Annotated in this window: 19 protein-coding genes and 1 tRNA gene; 9 read left to right on the forward strand and 11 right to left on the reverse strand. The window is 71.1% G+C overall.

Annotation, left to right across the window (positions count from 1 at the left end; translation table 11 throughout):
• Positions 1–3: 3 nt before the first annotated feature.
• Positions 4–1,014, reverse strand: coding sequence for a PrsW family intramembrane metalloprotease (locus FGM06_RS15115; RefSeq protein WP_144800100.1), 1,011 nt, complete (start codon positions 1,012–1,014; stop codon positions 4–6).
• A gap of 151 nt (positions 1,015–1,165) precedes the next feature.
• Between FGM06_RS15115 and FGM06_RS15120 the strand changes: the two genes are divergently transcribed.
• Together FGM06_RS15120 and FGM06_RS15125 are read left to right on the forward strand one after the other, a co-directional pair.
• Positions 1,166–1,570, forward strand: coding sequence for a DUF7532 family protein (locus FGM06_RS15120; protein ID WP_144800101.1), 405 nt, complete (start codon positions 1,166–1,168; stop codon positions 1,568–1,570).
• Positions 1,567–3,042, forward strand: a complete 1,476-nt coding sequence (locus tag FGM06_RS15125; protein ID WP_144800102.1) for a DUF402 domain-containing protein — start codon at positions 1,567–1,569, stop codon at positions 3,040–3,042. The genes FGM06_RS15120 and FGM06_RS15125 overlap by 4 nt, the downstream gene beginning before the upstream one ends.
• Before the next feature lie 90 nt (positions 3,043–3,132).
• On the opposite strand, the gene FGM06_RS15130 is transcribed toward FGM06_RS15125, so the two are convergent.
• The 3 genes from FGM06_RS15130 to FGM06_RS15140 form a co-directional block, all read right to left on the reverse strand.
• Positions 3,133–3,459, reverse strand: coding sequence for a NifU family protein (locus tag FGM06_RS15130; RefSeq protein ID WP_144800103.1), 327 nt, complete (start codon positions 3,457–3,459; stop codon positions 3,133–3,135).
• Positions 3,460–3,587: 128 nt separating this feature from the next.
• Complete coding sequence (locus tag FGM06_RS15135; protein WP_144800104.1) at positions 3,588–3,911, reverse strand: hypothetical protein; 324 nt, start codon at positions 3,909–3,911, stop codon at positions 3,588–3,590.
• A 197-nt stretch (positions 3,912–4,108) separates the two neighbouring features.
• Positions 4,109–4,708 (reverse strand): 2Fe-2S iron-sulfur cluster-binding protein, encoded by a 600-nt coding sequence (locus FGM06_RS15140; protein ID WP_144800105.1) that lies wholly within the window; start codon positions 4,706–4,708, stop codon positions 4,109–4,111.
• A gap of 181 nt (positions 4,709–4,889) precedes the next feature.
• Here FGM06_RS15140 and FGM06_RS15145 point away from each other — a divergent pair, with 181 nt between their 5' ends.
• Positions 4,890–5,372, forward strand: a complete 483-nt coding sequence (locus FGM06_RS15145; RefSeq protein WP_144800106.1) for an RNA-binding protein — start codon at positions 4,890–4,892, stop codon at positions 5,370–5,372.
• 484 nt (positions 5,373–5,856) lie between these two features.
• Positions 5,857–6,717: an endonuclease/exonuclease/phosphatase family protein gene (locus tag FGM06_RS15150; RefSeq protein WP_144800107.1), complete on the forward strand. Its 861-nt coding sequence runs from the start codon at positions 5,857–5,859 to the stop codon at positions 6,715–6,717.
• Positions 6,718–6,744: 27 nt separating this feature from the next.
• On the opposite strand, the gene FGM06_RS15155 is transcribed toward FGM06_RS15150, so the two are convergent.
• Positions 6,745–7,455, reverse strand: a complete 711-nt coding sequence (locus FGM06_RS15155) for a DUF1028 domain-containing protein (RefSeq protein WP_144800108.1) — start codon at positions 7,453–7,455, stop codon at positions 6,745–6,747.
• 401 nt (positions 7,456–7,856) lie between these two features.
• Between FGM06_RS15155 and FGM06_RS15160 the strand changes: the two genes are divergently transcribed.
• The 4 genes from FGM06_RS15160 to FGM06_RS15175 are packed head-to-tail and all read left to right on the forward strand — an operon-like array spanning position 7,857 to position 15,850.
• Positions 7,857–9,932 carry a PrkA family serine protein kinase gene (locus FGM06_RS15160; protein WP_144800109.1) on the forward strand — a complete coding sequence of 692 codons (2,076 nt, stop codon included), beginning with the start codon at positions 7,857–7,859 and terminating at the stop codon, positions 9,930–9,932.
• A gap of 1 nt (position 9,933) precedes the next feature.
• Positions 9,934–12,402, forward strand: a complete 2,469-nt coding sequence (locus FGM06_RS15165) for a kinase anchor protein (RefSeq protein ID WP_144800110.1) — start codon at positions 9,934–9,936, stop codon at positions 12,400–12,402.
• Positions 12,393–13,772, forward strand: a complete 1,380-nt coding sequence (locus FGM06_RS15170; RefSeq protein WP_144800111.1) for a DUF444 family protein — start codon at positions 12,393–12,395, stop codon at positions 13,770–13,772. Before FGM06_RS15165 ends, FGM06_RS15170 begins: the two co-directional genes overlap by 10 nt.
• Positions 13,769–15,850: a SpoVR family protein gene (locus FGM06_RS15175; RefSeq protein ID WP_144800112.1), complete on the forward strand. Its 2,082-nt coding sequence runs from the start codon at positions 13,769–13,771 to the stop codon at positions 15,848–15,850. Before FGM06_RS15170 ends, FGM06_RS15175 begins: the two co-directional genes overlap by 4 nt.
• A 37-nt stretch (positions 15,851–15,887) precedes the next feature.
• Here FGM06_RS15175 and FGM06_RS15180 read toward each other — a convergent pair whose 3' ends face one another.
• Together FGM06_RS15180 and FGM06_RS15185 are read right to left on the reverse strand one after the other, a co-directional pair.
• A complete protein-coding gene (locus tag FGM06_RS15180; RefSeq protein ID WP_144800113.1) occupies positions 15,888–16,583 on the reverse strand; it encodes an alpha/beta hydrolase in 696 nt (231 codons plus the stop codon).
• Complete coding sequence (locus FGM06_RS15185; RefSeq protein WP_144800114.1) at positions 16,580–17,194, reverse strand: VOC family protein; 615 nt, start codon at positions 17,192–17,194, stop codon at positions 16,580–16,582. Before FGM06_RS15185 ends, FGM06_RS15180 begins: the two co-directional genes overlap by 4 nt.
• A gap of 150 nt (positions 17,195–17,344) precedes the next feature.
• Between FGM06_RS15185 and FGM06_RS16155 the strand changes: the two genes are divergently transcribed.
• Positions 17,345–17,491 carry a hypothetical protein gene (locus tag FGM06_RS16155; protein ID WP_186311046.1) on the forward strand — a complete coding sequence of 49 codons (147 nt, stop codon included), beginning with the start codon at positions 17,345–17,347 and terminating at the stop codon, positions 17,489–17,491.
• A 24-nt stretch (positions 17,492–17,515) separates the two neighbouring features.
• Here FGM06_RS16155 and FGM06_RS15190 read toward each other — a convergent pair whose 3' ends face one another.
• From FGM06_RS15190 to FGM06_RS15205, 4 genes are all read right to left on the reverse strand, one after another.
• The gene (locus tag FGM06_RS15190) at positions 17,516–17,725 is read right to left on the reverse strand and encodes a hypothetical protein (protein WP_144800115.1); all 210 of its coding nucleotides are present in this window, start codon (positions 17,723–17,725) and stop codon (positions 17,516–17,518) included.
• Positions 17,726–17,860: 135 nt separating this feature from the next.
• Positions 17,861–18,712 carry a hypothetical protein gene (locus FGM06_RS15195; RefSeq protein WP_144800125.1) on the reverse strand — a complete coding sequence of 284 codons (852 nt, stop codon included), beginning with the start codon at positions 18,710–18,712 and terminating at the stop codon, positions 17,861–17,863.
• 101 nt (positions 18,713–18,813) lie between these two features.
• Positions 18,814–19,602, reverse strand: a complete 789-nt coding sequence (locus tag FGM06_RS15200) for a cobalt-precorrin-7 (C(5))-methyltransferase (protein ID WP_144800116.1) — start codon at positions 19,600–19,602, stop codon at positions 18,814–18,816.
• A 277-nt stretch (positions 19,603–19,879) separates the two neighbouring features.
• Positions 19,880–19,955 (reverse strand) — tRNA-Cys (locus FGM06_RS15205).
• Between the last annotated feature and the right edge of the window lie 179 nt (positions 19,956–20,134).

The raw sequence follows: 20,134 nt of genomic DNA on the forward strand, positions 1-20,134 counted from the left end.
CCGTCAGTCCTCGAACTCCGTGAGCTCCGGCTCGACGTCCGGGTCGACCGCGTCCCGCGTCTCTAGGTACGCGTCCCGGTAGCGCCGGATCTTCCGGAGGAGGACGTAGCCGAACGCCCCCTGAAAGAGGAGGACGAAGAGGAACAGCGCCGGGAGCCGCGGGATGGGCGTGAGCGCGGGGATCACCGAGGTGACCGGACCGACGAGGGTGTTGTACAGCCCGTGGATCGCGGCGGCGATGACGAGCCCCTTCACGACGATCGGGCCGCTGTTCTCCGGGTTGAACTTCGCGAGGCCGAGGTAGTAGCCCGCGAACGCGGAGTAGACGACGTGGCCCGGCCCCGCGAGCGCGCGCAGGGCCGCGATCCCGTCGCCCGCGCCGAGGACGGCGAGCCCGAGGGTCAGCTCCGACATCTCGACGGTCCGGGCGATGTACACGAGGTTCTCGATGACGGCGAAGCCGAGGCCGGCGATCGCCCCGTACACCGCGCCGTCGACGACGGCGTCGAACCGGTCGTCGGTGTACGCGTACAGCCGGACGGCGAGCAGCTTCACCGTCTCTTCCACGGGGCCGACGATGACGAAGAAGAAGAGGACGAGCCCGGGGAACCCGAGCGGCGAGAAGAGGGGCTGTGCGTAGCTGTTGAGCAGCGCGGCGAACGTCGCCGTGAGGATCGACAGCAGGAACGTCGCAACCAGCAGCGAGAGCGGCTCCGCGGTCGTGACGTCCGAGACGTACACGTACGCGGCGAGGCCGAACGCCGGGACCGCCGAGAGCCCGACGAGCATCGCGACCGCGGGGTCGAAGACGAGGCCGAGGCCGAACGACCCGAGGATGGCGAGCAGCGCGAGGAGGGCGACGAGCACGACCAGCGCCTTCGCGGACCGTGTGATGAGCCAGTGCAGCGCGACCGAGAGCCCGTCGAGTGACGTGCGCTCCTCCCACGTGGCGACGTCGTAGAGGTCGCGGTCGTCGTCGGAGCGCGACTTGACCGGGTCCGACCGGGATGGCATACGCCCCGATTCGGCCCGGGGTGACTTAAGCCGTGGCCGGACCGTCCCGGTCGAACGACCGGCCCGGGAGGTCGGACGGGCGTCGCCGCCGACGCCGGCGCGCCCCGCGCCGAGGCGATGGAGTTGAAACCGCGGCGCCCGAAGGGGCGGTATGCACTTCGACCGACGGACTCAGCGAGCGCTCCGCGAGGCGGGGCTCGACGCGGACGCGATCGCCGACGCCTCCGACCGCGTCGCCGAGCTGGTCGCCGAGGACGCCGACCGGCTGCGGGACTTTTTCGCCGACGACGGCCCGTACCACTCCGACATGGAGCTGGCCCACAGCACGAGCGAGACCCAGGAACATCCGACCGCTGACGTCGACCTGTTCACCCACGGGAGCGACCTCCGCGGCTACCTCTCGCTCGACGGGTGGGGCGTCCCGGTCGAGGGCGGGCGGGTGTTGCGGACGGCCGAACGCGACGACGGGGACGAACGGCCCGTCCTCGTCGAGCTCTCGCTCGGCGGGACGATCCACGACCGGGTGCGCTTCGCGCGCGACCCGGAGGAGCTGTGACCGCCGCCGTCCGCGTCCGGGGCATCTACGCCACGGCGCTGACGCGACTCCTGCTCGACGCGGGCCGCGAGGTCGTCGACGCGTCGCCGCCGATCCGCCGGCGCTTCGACGAGGCGTTCGGGGACGAGCCGCCGGACGTCCGGATCGAGACGACGGCGGACCGGCAGGGCGTCGGCGTCCACGGCGACCCCGAGGCGGTCGGATCGCTCCGCGAGCGCCTGGGCGGCGTGGGGCTCGACGCGCTGGCGTGGACCGACCCGACGCCGCCCGGAACCGTCCTCGACGGCGAGGTGACCGAGACGCTCGGCGGCGGGGCGGTGGTGCGGCTCCGCGTCGGCGCGGGAGCCGACGACAGCGAGGGGAGCGACGCGGCGACCGCCGAGGGGTACCTCCCGTACGGGAGCGTCGACGACCGGGTCGAGACCGGCGATCCGGTCCGAGTGCGCGTCGACGAGTCCGCGGCGCCGTGGACGGACCGCCGCCCCGAGCTCGGCGGGTCGCTGCGCGCCGGCGGGGGGCTCGTCGCGCTCGAACCGGGCTCGGGCACCCGCGTCGACGTCCGGAACGACGAGGCCGCTCGGGAGCTGGCGGGGATGCTCGATCTCCTCGGGCTGGAGCCGCCGGACGGGTGGCGGGCGGTCTGGAAGCCGCCCGCGGTCGACGCCGGGACCGAGGCGCTGGAGGCCGGGCTGGAGCGCGCCGTCGCGGCCGCCGAGGGGCTCGACGACGCGGTCGACGCCGCCGGCGGGATCGGCGTCCTCGACGACGCGGCGCTCGTCCGCGACGAGCCGGTGGCGTCGCCGAACGCGGGCGCCTGGGTGTGGTTCGGTCGCGAGAGCCGGTTCGCGCTCGACGACCGGCGCCGCGAGGCGACGGCGACGATGCCGGGCCACCACCGGGTGAAGGCGGGGTCGGCCGACGCCTCGGCCGGCGTCGACCTCGCGGAGGCCCTCTGTGACCCCGACCCGGACGCCGCGTTCCCGTTCGGTGTCGTGACCGACGCGTTCGGGCCGAGCGAGGGCGAGGCGATCCGGATCGACCACGGGAAGCCCGACGGCCGGCTGTTCGCGCTCGGCGAGGCGACGGTGACGGGGGTCGACGCCGACGGTTCGGTCGCGGTCGAGCGCGAGATGACCGGCGGCGGCACCTACGACGGGCTCGGCACCCCGCGCGAGGCGGGCGACGTGGCCGAGACGAGCCTGAAGGAGGGTCGGTGGTGGTATCCGACCACCTACCGCGGGCGCGACGGGACGGTGCGGGGCACCTACGTCAACGTCTGTACCCCGGTCGAGGTGTTCCCGGGCGCCGCGCGCTACGTGGACCTCCACATCGACGTGGTGAAGCGTCCGGACGGCACGGTCGAGCGCGTCGACGACGACGAGCTTCGGGACGCGGAGGCGGCCGGCGACGTGCCGGCGCCGCTGGCGGAGAAGGCGCGGAGCGTCGCGTCCGCGCTGGAGAACGCGCTGTAACGAGGGCGGGAGACGCCGCCCGGACGGAGCGTCGGAACGAGAGCCGAGAAGGGAGTGCGGCCGGGGAGCGGAACCCCCCGGCCCGGCGCCTCAGAAGTGGTTCGCGGACTCGGTCTCGTGTTTCAGCTCGCCGCCGCGGCCGCCCTCGACCGTGGAGGCGCCCTGATCGCCGGAAGAGGCGGTTCGGACCGTCACGTTGTCAACCTCGTCGAAGTCCATGATCAGGTCGCGGCGGATGTTGTCGGCCGTGATGTTCGAGATGCCGCAGCCGGAGCAGGTGCCGCCGAGCTCGACGACGACCTCGCCGGTCTCGGGGTCCGCCTCGCGCACGACGCTCGTACCGCCGTGCATCTGGATGATCGGCATCTGGCCGACCATCCACTCTTCGACTCGGTCCGCGAGGCTCTCGTCGCTCATTGTCGAGGGTTAGCACCCGAGCCTATGGAAGCTTGCGGTTTCCGAGCCTCCCGAACTAACGAAACGAACTGTGTCACCGTCGATCCGGCGGAAACGGCACGGAGAAACCGGTATCGGTTACTCGCGGCTCACTCCTCGGAGTCGTCGACGCGCTCCGACTCGCTCGGGAGGCGGGTCGGGTCGGCGGGGTCGTCGCCGTGCATGGAGTCGTCGCGTTCGAGGAGGTAGAGGAGCGGCCCGAGCGCGACCAACACGAGCACGCCGGGGAGCGGCGCATCGGGGACGAGCAGGAAGGTGATCAGAGCGGCGCCGGAGGTGACGACGACGAGGGCGGCCCACAGCGCGGGCGAGCCGAGGTCGACGCCGACGCGGGCCGCGTCGCGGTAGACGAGCGCGGCCGCGACTGCGACGAGGAGCGCGGCGACGCCGCCGAGGACCGTGGTGACTGCCATACCGATCGTTCGGTCGAGACGCGAAAAAGGGTGTCGCGAGCGGGCGGCGAGCGCGTGAAAATCGGAAGCGGAGCGGAAGCAGAGCGGAAGCGGAGCGGAAGCAGAGCGGAAGCGGAGCGGAAGCAGAGCGGAAGCGGAGCGGAAGCAGAGCGGAAGCGAAGTGGAAGCGAAGCGACGACCGCAGCGCGCGCGGCGGACTACGGCGCCTCGCCCGTCTCGATGCTGAAGGAGTCGCGGGGGTACGCGACGCAGGTCAGGGTGTAGCCGTCGTCGAGCTCGGCCTCCTCGAGCATCTGCTGGTTGTCGTGCTCGACGAAGTCCTCGGAGGGGCCGTCGGTGATGTGCCCGGCACAGGAGACGCACTGGCCCTGCCGGCAGGCGTACGGGAGGTCCCACCCCTGGTCTTCGCCCTGTTCGAGGATGGGCTGGTCGTTCGAGAGCTCGACCGTCTCGCCCTGCTTGACGAACTCGACCTCGAAGTGCTCGACCTCCTCCACGTCGGCGGGGCCGGCGCTGGCCGCGCTGCCGTCCTCCAGTTCGCCCTCCTCGCCCTCGGCGCCGCCCGCGGGGATGGCGCCGCCGCCACCGCCGCCGCCGATGGCGCGGTTCCCGGGCTCCGGGAAGTCGGTCTCGGGGACCGCGGACGCGCGGCGTTCGAGGACCTCGTCCGAGATGTCGGTCGTGGGCTCCCATCCCGTTCCCTTCAGACTGCTGACGAAGAGGACGGTCAGCGTCGCGAGCGCTCCGAGAACGATCGCGGGCGCGTTCGCGACGTTCGCAATGAGCGGGTTGAGCATACGAACCGATATGGAGAGGTGGCATAAGGCCGTTTTGATCGGTCCAACCGCGTGAGAGCACCGCGGGCAGGGGGCGAGAGAGTGCGCCGGGGCCGGGACCGCGCGGCGGAAGCGGCGACTGGCGTCGCGCGCCACGCCGCGGAACGGACCATTTATCGGCCGAGCGGTCGACTGGGCGCCCATGGAAGTGAAATCGCGGCACCACCTCCGGAGCGACGACATCGCGGCGATCCGCGAGGCGGTCGCCGACCACCTCGGCGTCGACATCGACGGCGACACGTTCGAGTTCGTCGAGTTCGTGGACGCGAGCTACGAGCTGGTCTTAGTCGACGGCGAGCCGGCCGTCTTCTACGTCGACGACGACGAGCCGTTCCTCACCGTTCGGGGCGCGAACGATTACGAGCCGGAGACCGGGATCGTCACAGTCGACGCGGGCGCGATCTCGTTCGTCTCCGACGGCGCCGACGTGATGCGCCCCGGCATCGTCGAGGCCGACCCGGAGATCCGCGAGGGCGACCTCGTCGTGATCGCCGAGGAGACCCACGAGAAGGTGCTGGCGGTCGGACGCGCGATGGTCGACGGCGACGAGATGGTCGGCGACAGCGGGAAGGTCGTCGAATCGATCCACCACGTCGGCGACGAGCTGTACGAGTTTTCGGCGTAAGCGGGCGGGATTCGATTATAAATAACGAGAAGGGTCGCGACGCCTTTTTATAAATAGACGAGTGCGGTGGCGCGCGCCTTCGAGTGGCCGATAGGCCACGAGGAGCGCGTGCGAGGGACGCGGCGACCGAAGGGAGCCGCGAGGCTGGGGAGGCGTGAGGTGCGGTTGCTGTGCGGTCGGGTGGGATTTCAAAGGGGCAGTCGCGAGGGCGAAGCACGGCGACGCAAGGACCGCAGGGAACGAGCGAAGCGAGTGACTGAGGACCGCAGCGAGCCGCGCGAGTCCTCGCGGCTGGGGCTTTGGAGGAGTCCGCTGACGATCCGCAGTCAACCATGTATCGCCGAGCGGCTGGGGCTTTGGAGGACATCACTGTCGATCAGCCGGACACCGATTAGAAACGATCGGCCCGAGCCCCGACCTCGCACCCCTCAGGGTCGCGATCGCTCCGCGTCTTTTAATCGCCTCGCCCGCGAGACCCACGGTAATGACCGCGATCCGGGTGCTGAGCTACAACGTCCGCTACGCCAACCGGGGCGACCACCACGACGCCTGGCACGACCGCCGCGACGCGGTCGCGCGGCTCGTCCGCTTCCACCGCCCGGACGTCGCCGCGTTTCAGGAGCCGCTGCCCGACCAGCGTCGGGACCTCCGCGAGCGACTCCCGAGCTACGAGTTCGTCGGACGGGGCCGGGGGACGGGCGGCGAGGGAGAGGGGTGTCCGATCGCGGTGCGAGCCGACCGCTGGGAGGTCGCCGACAGCGACACGTTCTGGCTCTCCGAGACCCCCGACCGGCAGTCGGTCGGCTGGGACGCCGCCCACCCGCGGATCGCGACGTGGGCGCGGGTCCGCGCCGTCGGCGGAACCACCGAACTGCTCGTCGTCAACACGCACTTCGACCACGTCAGCGCGGCCGCGCGGCGCGAGTCCGCGCGGCTCCTCCGCGAGCGGCTCCCGGACCTGGCCGCGGGGGACGCCGGCGCGGGAGAGCCCGGCGGATCGCCCCCGGTCGTCCTCGTCGGCGACCTCAACTGCACGCAGGGGTCGGACCCGCACCGGATCCTTCTCGGCGACGACCCGGAGGCGGACGCCGGGGCGTCCGGGACCGGAGGGGACGCTGTCGACGACCTGCTCGCGCTCCGCGACGCCGCCGCGGTCGCCGACCTCCGACACGGCCCGGAGACGAGTCTCACCGACTTCGCGCGGCTGATCGACGGCCGGCGGATCGACCACGCGCTCGTCTCGCCGGGGGTCGACGTCGCGGCGTTCGCCACGCTCGCCGACCGCGACGACCGCGGCCGGTACCCGTCCGACCACCTGCCGATCCTGACGCGACTGTCGCTGTAGGGCGCGGGGATCGGCCTCCGCGAGGGGCTACTCGTCGCCGTCGCCGTCTCCCTCGCCCATCTCGTCGGCGTACTTCTCCAGGGCCGCCTCGTAGCCGCGCTTCGCCGTCTCGTACGTCTCGCGGAGGTCGGCGACCGGCGTCTCGCTCGCGTCGACGCGGAGGTCGTCGTAGTACGGGTCGTCGGTCTCCTCCTCGGTGTTCCGCACGAGGAGCGCCGCGGACTGGACCGCCAGGTCCTCGCGCTTGTCGCCGCCGGCGGCGTGACCCGCCGCGAGCGCGTCGATCAGCCGCTCCGCGAGCGGGGCGTCGCCGTGGGCGTCGGACTCGTAGGCGGCCGCGGTGTCGTCGATCACCTCCTCACCCGTCAGGAGGTTGCCGGCGACGGTGTAGTTCTCGCCGACGACGTGGCCGTACCAGTCGCGGCACTCGTCGCCGGAGAACGCGAACGTCCCGTCGGCGTCGACGCCGTGGAGCTGGCGCTGGGGCTTCCCGTCGTCGGCGTTCAACAGGGACTCCAAGGCGTCGTCGACCGCGAGCCCGTCGCCGAGGTACTCGATCCCCTTCCGCCCGAGCTCGACGTTGACGAGCGACTGCGTCGCCACCGCGCCGTCCGCCGACGCGAACGGGCACAGCGTGCCGACCCCCGGCAGCCGGGTGGTCACCGCCACGCCGTAGCGGATTTGGTCGTCGCCGTCGTCGTCGGTGTACCGCTCGCGGACGCAGATGCTGAACGTCACACCGGTCATGAGGCGGCGAGCGGCAAAAGACCCCGCACCGGGGGCGACGTTTCCGGTTCCCGACCGGGCCGGGAGGGACCCCCGGACGGCCGGATTCGGTCCCGAGCGCGCACACCCCCGTTTTATGACCGCTACACGCTGATTCCGGGGGTTAAGTGGATCGAAATCGCAAGCCGCGGGCGGATCCGTGAACCAGTGTCTCGTGTGAACGGCCGACACACTTATGAGTGAGAATCCCTCCCATACATATAGCCTCGGTTACGGGCGAAACGGCGACCCGCGGCGGGTCCCCTCGACGACAGTGGCGTTCGCGGCTCGATGAGCCGTCGTTCCGGCACGGAGAGCCGCGCGGCCGCGCGGCCCGGTCGTCGGCCCCTCGCCCGGCCGAGAGACGTGATACGATGACAGAACGACACACGCTCGAACGGCTCAGCGAGGAGTACCGGACGAACGTCCCGGACGACCTCCGGGAGCCCCGCCCGTTCGACTGGTACCTCGACGCGCTGTACGAGGAGCCGCGCATCGCGCGGAACGCCCACCAGCGGGTCGCCGACATGTTCGACCACTACGGCACGCGGTACGACGAGGAACGCGGCGTGATGGAGTACTCGCTCGCCGCGGACGACCCCCTCCACGACGGGGAGAACGTCTTCTACGGCCGCGAGGTCCACGAGGCGATCCACGAGTTCGTCAACAAGGTGAAGTCCGGGGCCCGCGGGCTCGGGCCCGAAAAGCGGATCAAGCTTCTGTTGGGCCCCGTCGGCTCCGGGAAGTCGCACTTCGACTGGCTCACCCGCCGGTACTTCGAGGCGTACACGCGCGAGGAGGCCGGTCGGATGTACACCTTCCGCTGGGTCGACCTCTGCTCGGTGATCGACGACCAGGACCCGGGCGACGACGCGGTGCGCTCGCCGATGAACCAGGACCCGCTCGTGCTCCTCCCGCGCCCGCAACGCCAGGCGGTGATCGACGAGATCAACGAGCGGCTCGACGCCCCCTACACCCTCCGGAACGACCAGCATCCGGACCCGGCCTCGGAGTTCTACCTGAACGAGCTGCTCGCGCACTACGACGACGACTTGGAGCGCGTGCTCGACGAGCACGTCGAGATCGTCCGGCTCGTCGCCGACGAGAACCGCCGGGAGTGCATCGAGACGTTCGAGCCGAAAGACAAGAAGAACCAGGACGAGACGGAGCTCACCGGCGACGTCAACTACGCGAAGCTGGCCGTCTACGGCGAGTCCGACCCGCGCGCGTTCGACTACGCCGGCGCGTTCTGTAACGCGAACCGCGGGCTCTTCTCCGGCGAGGAGCTGCTAAAGCTGCAGCGGGAGTTCCTCTACGACTTCCTGCACGCCTCCCAGGAGTCGACGATCAAGCCGAAGAACAACCCCCGGATCGACATCGATCAGGTGATCGTCGGCCGGACGAACATGCCGGAGTACCGCGAGAAGACGGGCGACGAGAAGATGGAGGCGTTCAACGACCGCACGAAGCGGATCGACTACCCCTACGTGCTGGAGTACGACAGCGAGGCGAAGATCTACGAGAAGATGCTCGACAACGCGGACGTGCCGAACGTCCACGTCGAGCCGCACGCCCTGGAGATGGCCGGGCTCTTCGGCGTGCTCACCCGGTTAGAGGAGCCGACGGACGAGACGGTGAGCCTCCTCGACAAGGCGAAGGTGTACAACGGCGAGCTGGAGGACGAGGAGATCGACCGGCGGAAGCTCCGCGAGGACGCCAGCGAGGCGGCCGACGTGAGCGAGGGGATGGACGGCGTCTCCGCCCGGTTCATCGGCGACGAGATCGCCGAGGCGATCATGGACGCCACCCACCGCGAGCGCGGCTACCTCTCGCCTTTGTCCGTCTTCGACCACTTCGAGGCGAACCTCGGCGGGCACGGCTCCATCGCGGCCGACGACCTCGACCGCTACGAGCGCCTCCTCGAGACCGTCCGCGAGGAGTACCGCGAGCGCGCCATCGAGGACGTCCGACACGCGTTAGCGTACGACGTCGACGAGCTCCGCCGGCAGGGCGAGAAGTACATGGACCACGTGATGGCGTACATCGACGACGACACCGTCGACGACGAGCTCACCGGGCGCGAGACGGAGCCCGACGAGACGTTCATGCGGGCGGTCGAAGAGCAGCTCGACGTCCCCTCCGACCGGAAGGACGACTTCCGGCAGGAGGTGTCGAACTGGGTGTCGCGGCGCGCCCGCGAGGGGCGCGGCTTCGACCCGCAGGAGAACGACCGCCTCCGGCGCGCCTTAGAGCGCAAGCTGTGGGAGGACAAGAAGCACAACATCAACTTCTCCGCGCTGGTCTCCGCGACCGACCTCGACGACGAGGAGCGCAGCGCCTGGGTCGACGCCTTAGTCGACCGGGGCTACTCCGAGGACGGCGCGGCGGAGGTGTTAGAGTACGCGGGCGCCGCCGTCGCCCGCTCGGAGATCGAGGACGGCGGGGGCTGAGATGAGCGAGCGCGACCGATCCGACGGCGAGGCGTTCGTCCGGGCGGCCGACGAGGCCCTGCGGGGCGCGTACGACCCGCCGATGAGCCTCGACGAGTACGTCGACCGCGTGTTAGCGAACCCCGTCGCCGCCGCCTCCGGGGCGCGCTACGTCCTCGCGGCGATCGAGTCGGAGGGCACCCGTGAGGTCCGCGAGCGCGGCGAGCGGCTGGAGCGCTACCGCTTCTTCGACGACCCGTTCAACGACGGCGAGCACGCCGTCCTCGGCAACACCGCCGCGCTCAACGCGTTCGTCGACGACCTCCGGGCCGCCGCGGCGGGCCGGGGGAACGACGAGAGCATCGTCTGGATCGACGGCCCCACCGCGACCGGGAAGTCGGAGTTCAAGCGGTGCCTCGTGAACGGGCTCCGCGAGTTCTCGAAGACCGAGGCCGGGCGCCGCTACACCGTCGAGTGGAACGTCACCGGCGCCGGCGGCGGGATCGGCGGAGGCGGGGCGGGCGCCGCGTCGCTCTCGTACGGCGACGGCGGCGACGCCGCCGCGTGGTACCGCAGCCCGGTCCAGGCGCATCCCCTCTCCGTGTTCCCCGAGGACGTCCGGGAGTCGATCGCTGACGCCGTCGACGAGGACGCCTACCCGATCGCGGCCGACGTCGACCTCGACCCGTTCAGCCGCGAGGCGTACGACCACCTGGAGTCGGCGTACCGCGACGAGGGGCGCCGGGACCTGTTCTCGGCGATCACCGACCGCGACCACCTGCGCGTGACGAGCTACGTCATCGACGTCGGCGAGGGGATCGGCGTGCTCCACGCCGAGGACGACGGCACGCCGAAGGAGCGCCTCGTCGGCTCGTGGATGGGCGGGATGCTCCGCGAGCTCGACTCGCGCGGGCGGAAGAACCCGCAGGCGTTCAGCTACGACGGCGTGCTCTCGCAGGGGAACGGCGTCGCCACCGTCGTCGAGGACGCCAGCCAGCACGCCGACCTGCTCCGGCGGCTGCTCAACGTCCCCGACGAGCGCCGCGTGAAGCTCGACAAGGGGATCGGGATGGATCTGGACACCCAGCTGATCGTCATCTCGAACCCCGACCTCGACGCCGAGCTCGACCGCCACGCCGACCGCGAGGGCGCCGACCCGCTGAAGGCGCTGAAGCGTCGGCTCACCCGCCACGAGTTCCGCTACCTGACGAACCGCCGGCTGGAGGCGGAGCTCCTGCGCCGCGAGGTCGGCGGGGTGCGCGGAGTGCCGACCGTCGACGGGGTCGACGAGACGGAGGGCGAGCCGGGGGGCGGGACGGACGAGCGCGGGGAGGGACCCGCGCGCGACCCCGACGACCCCGAACGCGATCCGGCGGACGAGCCCGGCGCCGCGGCCCTGACGATCGACGTCCGCGACGACGACGGGACGGTCACCGAGCGCGAGCTCGCGCCCCACGCGGTCGGGGCGGCGGCGCTGTACGCCGTCGTCACCCGGCTCGACGCGGAGGACCTCCCGGCCGACCTCGGGCTGATCGAGAAGGCGGAGCTGTACGAGACTGGGGAGATTCGACGCGAGGCGGCCGACGGCGACGACGAGCGGCTGACGATCGACGACGTCGACGTCGGCGACGGCGACGGGCGCAACGGGATCCCGGTGACGTACACCCGCGACGTCGTCGCCGACCTGCTGGGGGCGGACGCCGACCGGAGCCATCCCGAGCTGCCGGTCGAGCGCGTCGTCACGCCGACCGACGTGCTCGACGCGATGGCCGAGGGGCTCTCGGCGGCGCCGCTGTTCTCCCGGTCGGAGGTCGCGGAGTTCGAGAGCCGGAAGGCCCCGGTCGCCGAGCGCGTCCGCGAGCGCCAGCGCGCCGACGTGATCGACGCCGCCCTCGCGGAGGCGACCGTCTCGGAGGAGACGGTCGCGGAGTACGTCGAGCACGTGTACGCCTGGGACGCCGACGAGCCGGTGGAGACGGAGCGCGGCCCCGAGGAGCCCGACGCCCTCGCGATGAAGGTGTTCGAGACGGAGACGCTCGGGCGGTTCGACGAGGACGACTACTACGGCACCGACCCGACGCGGGAGGTCGCCGAGTTCCGTCGCGAGCGCGTGATCCGGGCGCTCACCCGGTTCGCGTGGCGGAACCGCGGCGACGAGTTCAGCGTCGAGGACGTTGATCTCCGGGAGATCCCCGAGCTGCGCGAGGTGCTCGACGCGAACGACCTGGCCGACCTGAAGCGGCGCTTCCCCGAGCTCGACCCGGCCGAGTGGGCCGATCCGCCGGCCGACACAGAGACGGCGCGCGTGAAGGCGGCGACGGTCGACCGGCTCGTAGACCGCGGGTACAGCCCCGCGTCGGCCGAGTTGACCAGCCGCGCCGTGATGCGCGACGCCCGCGACGAGTGGGCCGACCTCGCCGCCGACGGCGGGGACGGCGCGAGGCGGCGGGGCGGCCGCGACGGGAACGGGGGTGACGTGGCGTGGGACTGACCGACGACCGCGAGCGCTTCCGCGAGGTCGGCGAGCAGCGGCGCGAGGACCTCGCGGAGTTCATCAGCCACGGCGACCTCGGGCGCTCGGGCCCCGATCGGGTCAGGATTCCGGTGAAGATCGTCGACCTCCCCGAGTTCGAGTACGACAAGCGAGAGGCCGGCGGCGTCGGACAGGCGCAGGGCGGACAGCCGCAGCCAGGCCAGCCGGTCGACCCCGAACCGGACGACGGCGACGAGGAGGGCGACCCCGGCGAGGAGGGCGGCGAGCACGAGTACTACGAGATGGACCCCGAGGAGTTCGCGCGCGAGCTCGACGAGGAGCTCGGGCTCGACCTCGAGCCGAAGGGGAAACGCGTCGTCGAGGAGGTTGAGGGCGACTTCACCGACACCGCGCGCGCCGGCCCGCGCGGGACCCTCGACGTCGACGAGTTCTTCAAGCGCGGCCTGAAGCGCTACCTCGCGACCGACTTCGACGAGGCGTACGTGCGCGAGGGGCTGTTCGTCGCCGGCGCCGACGTCGACGACGTCTTCGCGTGGGCGCGCGACGGGGGCGTCCCCGTCTCGCGGGCGTGGATCGCCGACGCCGCGGCGACCCTCGCCGAGGAGCGCGGCGAGCCCGTGACGGCGCTCGACCGCTGGGAGAGCTTCGACGCGCTCGACGACGAGGTCGACCGCGAGCCCGTGAGCCACCGGATCCGCCGGGAGGGGCTCGACAGCGTCCCCTTCCGCCGGGAGGACGAGCGGTTCCGCCACCCGGAGGTGATAGAGAAGCGCGAGCGCAACGTCGTCGTCGTCAACGTGCGCGACGCCTCCGGCTCGATGCGCGAGACGAAACGCGAGCTGGTCGAGCGGGTGTTCACCCCGATGGACTGGTACCTGACGGGGAAGTACGACGCCGCGGAGTTCCGGTACGTGGTCCACGACGCGGAGGCGTGGGAGGTCGACCGCGGGGAGTTCTTCGGGATCCAGTCCGGCGGCGGCACCCGGATCTCCAGCGCCTACGAGCTGGTCGCGGAGATCTTAGCGGAGTACCCGTTCAGCGAGTGGAACCGCTACGTGTTCGCGGCCGGCGACTCGGAGAACTCCGGCAGCGACACGACCGACTCGGTGATCCCGCTGATGGAGTCGATCGACGCCAACCTCCACGCGTACGTGGAGACCCAGCCCGGCGGCGCCGCGCCGAACGCGCGCCACGCCGACGAGGTGGAGAACGCGCTCGGCGACGCCGACAACGTCGCGGTCGCGCGCGTCGCGGAGCCCGACGACGTCACCGACGCCATCTACGAGATCCTCAGCACCGAGTCGTCGGGGGACGGCGACGCCGCCGGCGGCGGGAGCCCGGACGGCCGAGGGGGTGGGCGCCGATGAGGGACGAGCGCGTCGAGTCGAAGCGCGAGGCGGCGTCGCTCGACGAGCCCGCCGCGGAGGCCCGAGAGCTCGCGGAGCGGCTCGGGTTGGAGCCGTACCCGGTCCGGTACTGGGTCGTCAGCCACGACGAGATGAACGAGCTGATCGCCTACGGCGGCTTCCAGCGGCGCTACCCCCACTGGCGCTGGGGGATGAACTACGAGCGCCAGCGCAAGAAGGACCGCCACGGGCTCGGCAAGGCGTTCGAGATCGTCAACAACGACGACCCGAGCCACGCGTTCCTCCAGGAGTCCAACTCGACGGCCGACCAGAAGGCCGTCATCACCCACGTCGAGGCGCACGCCGACTTCTTCGCGAACAACGGCTGGTTCGGGCTGTACGCCGACCGCGGCGAGGGCGGGCCGAACGCCGCGGCGCGGCTGGAGCGCAACGCCGACCGGATCGCCGCGATCGCCGACCGGCCCGACGTCGACCGCGACGAGGTCGAGCGACTCATCGACGCCGTGAGCGCGTTAGAGGACACGATCGACCAGCACAATCCGGTCGACGCCGCCCGGTCGGTCGCGGAACCGGGGGTCACGGAGGACGTGAACGACCCCGACGACGACCCGCTCGCGGCGGTCGAAGAGCGGATCGCGGAGCTCGACCTCTCCGAGGAGGTGCGCCGCGACGTGTTCGACGACGAGTGGCTCGCGGAGCACGGCGAGGGCGTCGAGCCGGAGGAGCCGCGCCCGGACGTGCTCGCGTTCCTTCGCGACCACGGGAAGCGGTACGACTCCGAGAGCGGGAAGGCGGTCGACCGCGAGCCGTGGGAGACGACCGTCATCGACGCGATCCGCGAGGAGGCGTACTACTTCGCGGGACAGAAGTCGACGAAGGTGATGAACGAGGGGTGGGCGACCTACTGGGAGTCCGTCATGATGGGCGGCGAGGGGTTCGCCGGCCCCGACGAGTTCCTCACGTACGCCGACCACATGGCGCGGGTGCTCGGCTCGCCCGGGCTCAACCCCTACAAGCTCGGCTTCGAGCTGTGGACCCACGTGGAGCTGCGGGCCGCGCGCCGCGACGTCGTCGACCGGCTGCTCCGCGTCGAGGGCGTGACGCCGGAGAACTTCCACTCGCGGATCGACCTCGACGAGGTCGCCGAGGCGCTCGAACCCCATCCCGCGATCGCCGCCGCCGGCCCGGCGGCGCTCGACGAGCTGGCCGAGCTCGCCGCCGACGGCGACCCGCGGGTCGACGCCGAGGCGGTCGACCGGGCTATTTCGGCCCGGGACGAGGAGGGATCGGAGGCCGGTGACGGCGAGGTCGATCCCGGCGCCGGCCCGGACGTCGAGCGGTACCCGTGGAAGCTCCTCACCCGCGAGGGGCTCGCGGAGCGTCACTACGTCCTCTCGCGGCCGGAGCATCGAGGGGCGCTGCGCGACGTCTCGCGGGAGACGCTGACGGAGCGCGCCCGGTACATGTTCGAGGTCGACCGGTACGCGACCGTCGACGAGGCGCTCGCCGACGTCGACCGGACGGCCGGGTGGGACCGAATGCTGGAGATTCGCGAGAGCCACAACGACGTGACGTTCATCGACGCGTTCCTCACGGACGAGTTCGTCCGCGAGGGGAACTACTTCACCTACGAGTACAGCCGGGCGGCCGGGGAGCACCGCGTCGCCAGCGTCGACGCCGACGACGTGCGCCGGAAGCTCCTGCTGCAGTTCACGAACTTCGGGAAGCCGACGGTCGTCGTGCTCGACGGCAACTTCCGGAACCGGGGCGAGCTCCTGCTCGGCCACCGGTTCAACGGCGTCGCGCTCGACGAGGAGTCGGCGAAGGAGACGTTAAAACGCGTCTTCGAACTGTGGGGCCGCCCCGTGAACCTCGCGACGATCCGCGTCGAGTACTCCGACGAGGCGATACGCCGGGCGAAGCGCCGGGGCACCGAGCCGAAGGGCGAGGAGGTCGGCGTGCGCTTCCAGTACGACGGGGGTGAGGTGACCGAACACGACCTCGACCCGGAGGTCCGCGATCGGATCGAGGCCGACGAGGTCGATTACGACACCAAGCCGGACGACTGGCTGGCGTGAGGCGCGGGCTCGCCGATCCCAAAACAGCGCGCCGGTCCTACGACAGCGACGCCACCAGCGCGGCGACGGCCTCCGTCTCCTCCTCGTTGATCCCGTGGCCCATCCCCTCGTAGATCCGCTCGTCGACGTCGGCGCCGAGCGCCTCCAACACCGCGGTCGTCTCGTGGACGCGCTCCTCCGGGATGTGCGGGTCGACGTCGCTGCAGCCGAGGAACGCCGGCGTCCCGCCGAGCGCGTCAGCGGCGTCGACGTCGACCGCGGCGGCGTGGGCGACGTAGTCGTCGACGTCGACCGACTCGCCGATCAGCCCGCCGCTCAGGACCGCGAGCCCGCCGTACCGAGTCGGATTCCGGGCGACGAACTCGCTCGCGAGACAGGCGCCCTGCGAGAACCCGGCGACGAGGACGCGATCGGTCGAGATCCCCGCCTCCGTCGCTGTCTCGACCGCGCGGTCGACGGCGCGGAGCCCGGAGCTCCGGCCCGGCTCGTTGTCCGCGACGGGCGCGAGGAAGGAGTTCGGGTACCAGGTGTTGGCGGCCGCCGGCGGGGCGAGGAGCGCAACGTCGCCGTCGACGGCGATCTCCTCGCCGAAGCCGACGATGCTGCGCGCGGTCGCGCCGCGACCGTGGACGAGGACGACCGCGGCGTCGGCCTCGTCGACCGGCGTCCCGGCCGTCACCAGCGCCTCGTCGGCGTGCGGGTCGTCGCCCGCGTGCGGGGTGCGCCCGCTCATACGCCGACGCCCGCGTCCGCGTCGGGCAGGTCGTGCTTTGTCACCGGGAGGTCGAGCTCCTCTAAGGCGCCCTTCATGTGGCGGTCTTGCGCGAAATCGGCGCCGTCCTCCTCGCGGAGGCGCTGGGCGGTCGCGAGCACCTCGCCCTTGCGGTCGTCCGGGATCTCGTACTTGTCGGCGGAGAGCTCGATGACGAGGCCGTTGTTGTCCTGGGTGTAGATGGAGTGGAAGATCCCCCGGTCGAACACGTTGTACCCCTTGCCGGCCTCCTCGAGCGCTTCCATGATGTCCTCGTACTCGTCGGGCTCGACGCTGAAACAGAGGTGGTGGACCGCGCCGGTGCCGGCGCGCTGGCCGCGGGCCGAGGGGCGGTCGTCGCTCACGAAGAACGTCAGGATGCGGCCGTCTCCGGTGTCGAAGAACAGGTGCGTCTGCGACGGGTCGTCGAGGTTCGGCTGGCGGAGGACGAGGGGCATCCCGAGCAGGTCGCGGTAGAAGGCGATCGTGTCGGCCTCGTTGCTCCCCCAGACCGTGATGTGGTCGGTGCCGCTGGTGTGGAACGGTGCGTCCGGGAGCTCCGTCGTGACCGGAGCCGCGCTTTCGTCGCTCATACCGGTCGTACGAGACGAACACGTATAAAAACGAAAGGGACCGCCGGGTGATCGACTGACATCGGTGTTATCGGCGCGGAACGGTCGAGTCGGTCGGGACGGTCGCAGGCGAAGCGATCGATTTACCTGCCCACCGGCGGACCGACGCCCATGGAGATACTGCTTCACTCCGGACTCGAACACCCGAACACGCTCTGGATCGCCGTCAGCGCGGTCGTCGCATTCATGCTCGGTGTCAGCGTCGGCGCCTATCGGCTGGGAGTGCCGTCCGCGATCCGCGACGCCCTCGACGAGTGACGCGGAGGGAGAACGCGAGGCGAATCAGGAGCGACGCCAGAGCGGCGGGGCGACGCCGATCGTCCTGACGACGTACGGGTAGCCGATCGCGACGGCAATCACCAACACCACCGAGGGGACGAGTCCGATCTCCCCGACGGTCCGCTCGACGAGCGCGAGCACGGCGATCATCAGGAGGAACATCGCGGCCCAGTGCGGGGCGAGTTGTCGGACCTTCTCGGCGGTCGAACTCATGTCCCACACAACGAGCGCGGCGCTTATATCGTATCGGTCGGCCTCTCGATTCACGGACGACGAGGGACGGATCGGGGCGAATGAAAAACGGAGGCGACGAGAAACGTCCGAATCGGAGCGGCGGGCGAGTCCCGATCAGTACCGCGACGGGACGAACGCCGCCCCGAGCAGGAGCAGCGAGGAGAGGAACGCGAGGACCAGCACCCGCGTCAGCCCGTCGTTGTACTGCTGGAACTGGTCGATCTGTGCGACCTGCGCCTCGTATCCCTCGATGTCGCTCGACAGCTGCAGCGTCGAGGCGTCGGGGAAGTGCGCGACGAACTCCGTCTCGCCGATCGTGAGCCTCGAGTGCTGCGTGATCTCGATGCTCTCGGTCTGGGTCGCCTCCCAGACGAGCACCGCCTGCCCCGACGTGACCTCGTCCACGGTCGCGGTCTGGCCGCCGTACTCCAGTGAGTCACCCGTGGCGTACGAGCGCTCCTCGGGGGCCGGGAAGTACTCCTCGGTCGGGACGAGTGTCGACTCGCCGTCCTCGGTGACGACGACGTACTCGCCGTCGTCGCGTTCGACCGTCTCGTTATCCGCCTGCGAGTCGTTCTCGAGGATCGCCTGCCGGTCGAGCACCTCGACGAGCGTGAAGCTGTTCGAGTCGTTCCCCTCGATCTCCACGCGCCACTCCCCATCGTCGACCTGAACCGTCGACTCGTTCGCCCAGGCTTCGGACTGTTCCACCGTGACGTTGCGCTCGATCGTTGCCACGATCGAGGTCGTGGCGCCACCACCGCCACCGTGACCGCCGCCGCCACCGCCCTCCTCGACCTCGGTGATCTCGGCGACGACCCACTCCTGGCCGTCGACCTCGATCGTCTCGTTCTGCGAGACCTCGACATCGGGGTTCTCGAAGCCGATTTCGGGGCTATCGGCCGTCGCGGTGAGGACACCCGCTCCCCCCGCGATCAGCACGAAGAGCGCGACGTACACGGCCACAGCGCGTCGTTGCATGGTTTCAGCATGGGTCACCCCGTGTATAACGGTTACTAAGCCGGCCTCTCGGAGCGGCCGAACCGCGCCACCGCTCCGCCCCGGAGCTACCGGCGAACGACGAGCACGGACAGGTCCGAGAACGGCGTGTCTGACCGCCCGGTGCCGCCGGCGTGGCTCGCGAGGTCACCGACCGTCGTCCGGGTGATCGCCTCGTCGTCGCGGGTGAGCCGCTCGCAGACGAGCGCGACGTCGGACCGCTCGCAGCCGTGGTCGAGCAGATCGCGGGCGACGTCGCCAGGCATCCAGTCGAACGGTCGAGGGAGCACGAGCAGGTGCCGCTCGCCGGCGTCGCGTCGGAGCCGGGAGAGGTCGTCGCCGATGTCGCCGCTCTTGTGGAGCGTGACGAACGTCGCGTCCTCCATCGGCGTGCGGGCCCGGCTCGCCGCGACCTGCAGCGAGGAGACCCCCGGAACGACGCGGAGGTCGATCGAGCCGGCGGTCGCCTCGTCGAGCGCGCGCTCGACCTTCCCGACGAACTGGTAGCCCGAGTGGTTCGGGTCGCCCATCAGCACCGCCGTTCCCCGCTGCCCGTCGGCGACCCGCTCGGCGAACGTCGCCAGCGCGGTCGCCTCGTCGCGGTAGCCGCACGTCAGGCAGTCGGCGTCCGTGCGATCCCGAACGAGGTCGACGACCGTCTCGAAACCGACGATCGCGTCGGCCGTCCCGATCGCCCGCTCCGCCCGCGGAACGAGGTACTCCGGGTTCCCCGGGCCGACGCCGACGGCGTGCACTACGCGTTCATCGTCGCCCGCACACGCGGGCTCAGGTGTCGCCGACGCGTAGTCCGCCGGATCCGGCCCGGCGTCGAGGTCGTACGAGGCGTCGTCGCTCACGGTTCACCCCGCCGGGCGCCGCGGCTCCGCGTTCGATACCTCAACCGGCGGCCCGAGCGCCGCGACGTCCCCTCCGAGGGAGCGGTGCGTCCGGTTCGAGTCAGGTCGTCCACGTGGAACGGGGACGACGCCGACCGCTCTATACGTTCGGCTTGCGGTAGCCTCAGCGAGTTTCGGTGGCGGCGAACGCGGAGGTCGCAACACACCGACCGGACCGCGACGACTGAGCCCGACGCGACCGGCGTCGCCGCGAGGCTCGGCGTTCGTGACGAAATGAAGCCAAGGGCCGGATTTGAACCGGCGTTGGGCGGCTCTGCAGGCCGCTGCGTCTGACCAGACTCTGCCACCTTGGCGCTACTCGAAGGTACCGCTGTCGAGCGTTTAAGCCTAGCGGTCGTATCGCACTTGTCGAGTGCGGTGGCGCGACGAGCGCGTCCCGCTAGCTCGCGCTCGCTGTCGATTGAAAACGGGTGGGGCAATCGCCCCATATGAATGGGCAGGCGGCGAACCGCGGTTCCCAGAGGATCGCTCA

The organism is Halorubrum depositum (genome assembly GCF_007671725.1).
GTDB lineage: Archaea > Halobacteriota > Halobacteria > Halobacteriales > Haloferacaceae > Halorubrum > Halorubrum depositum.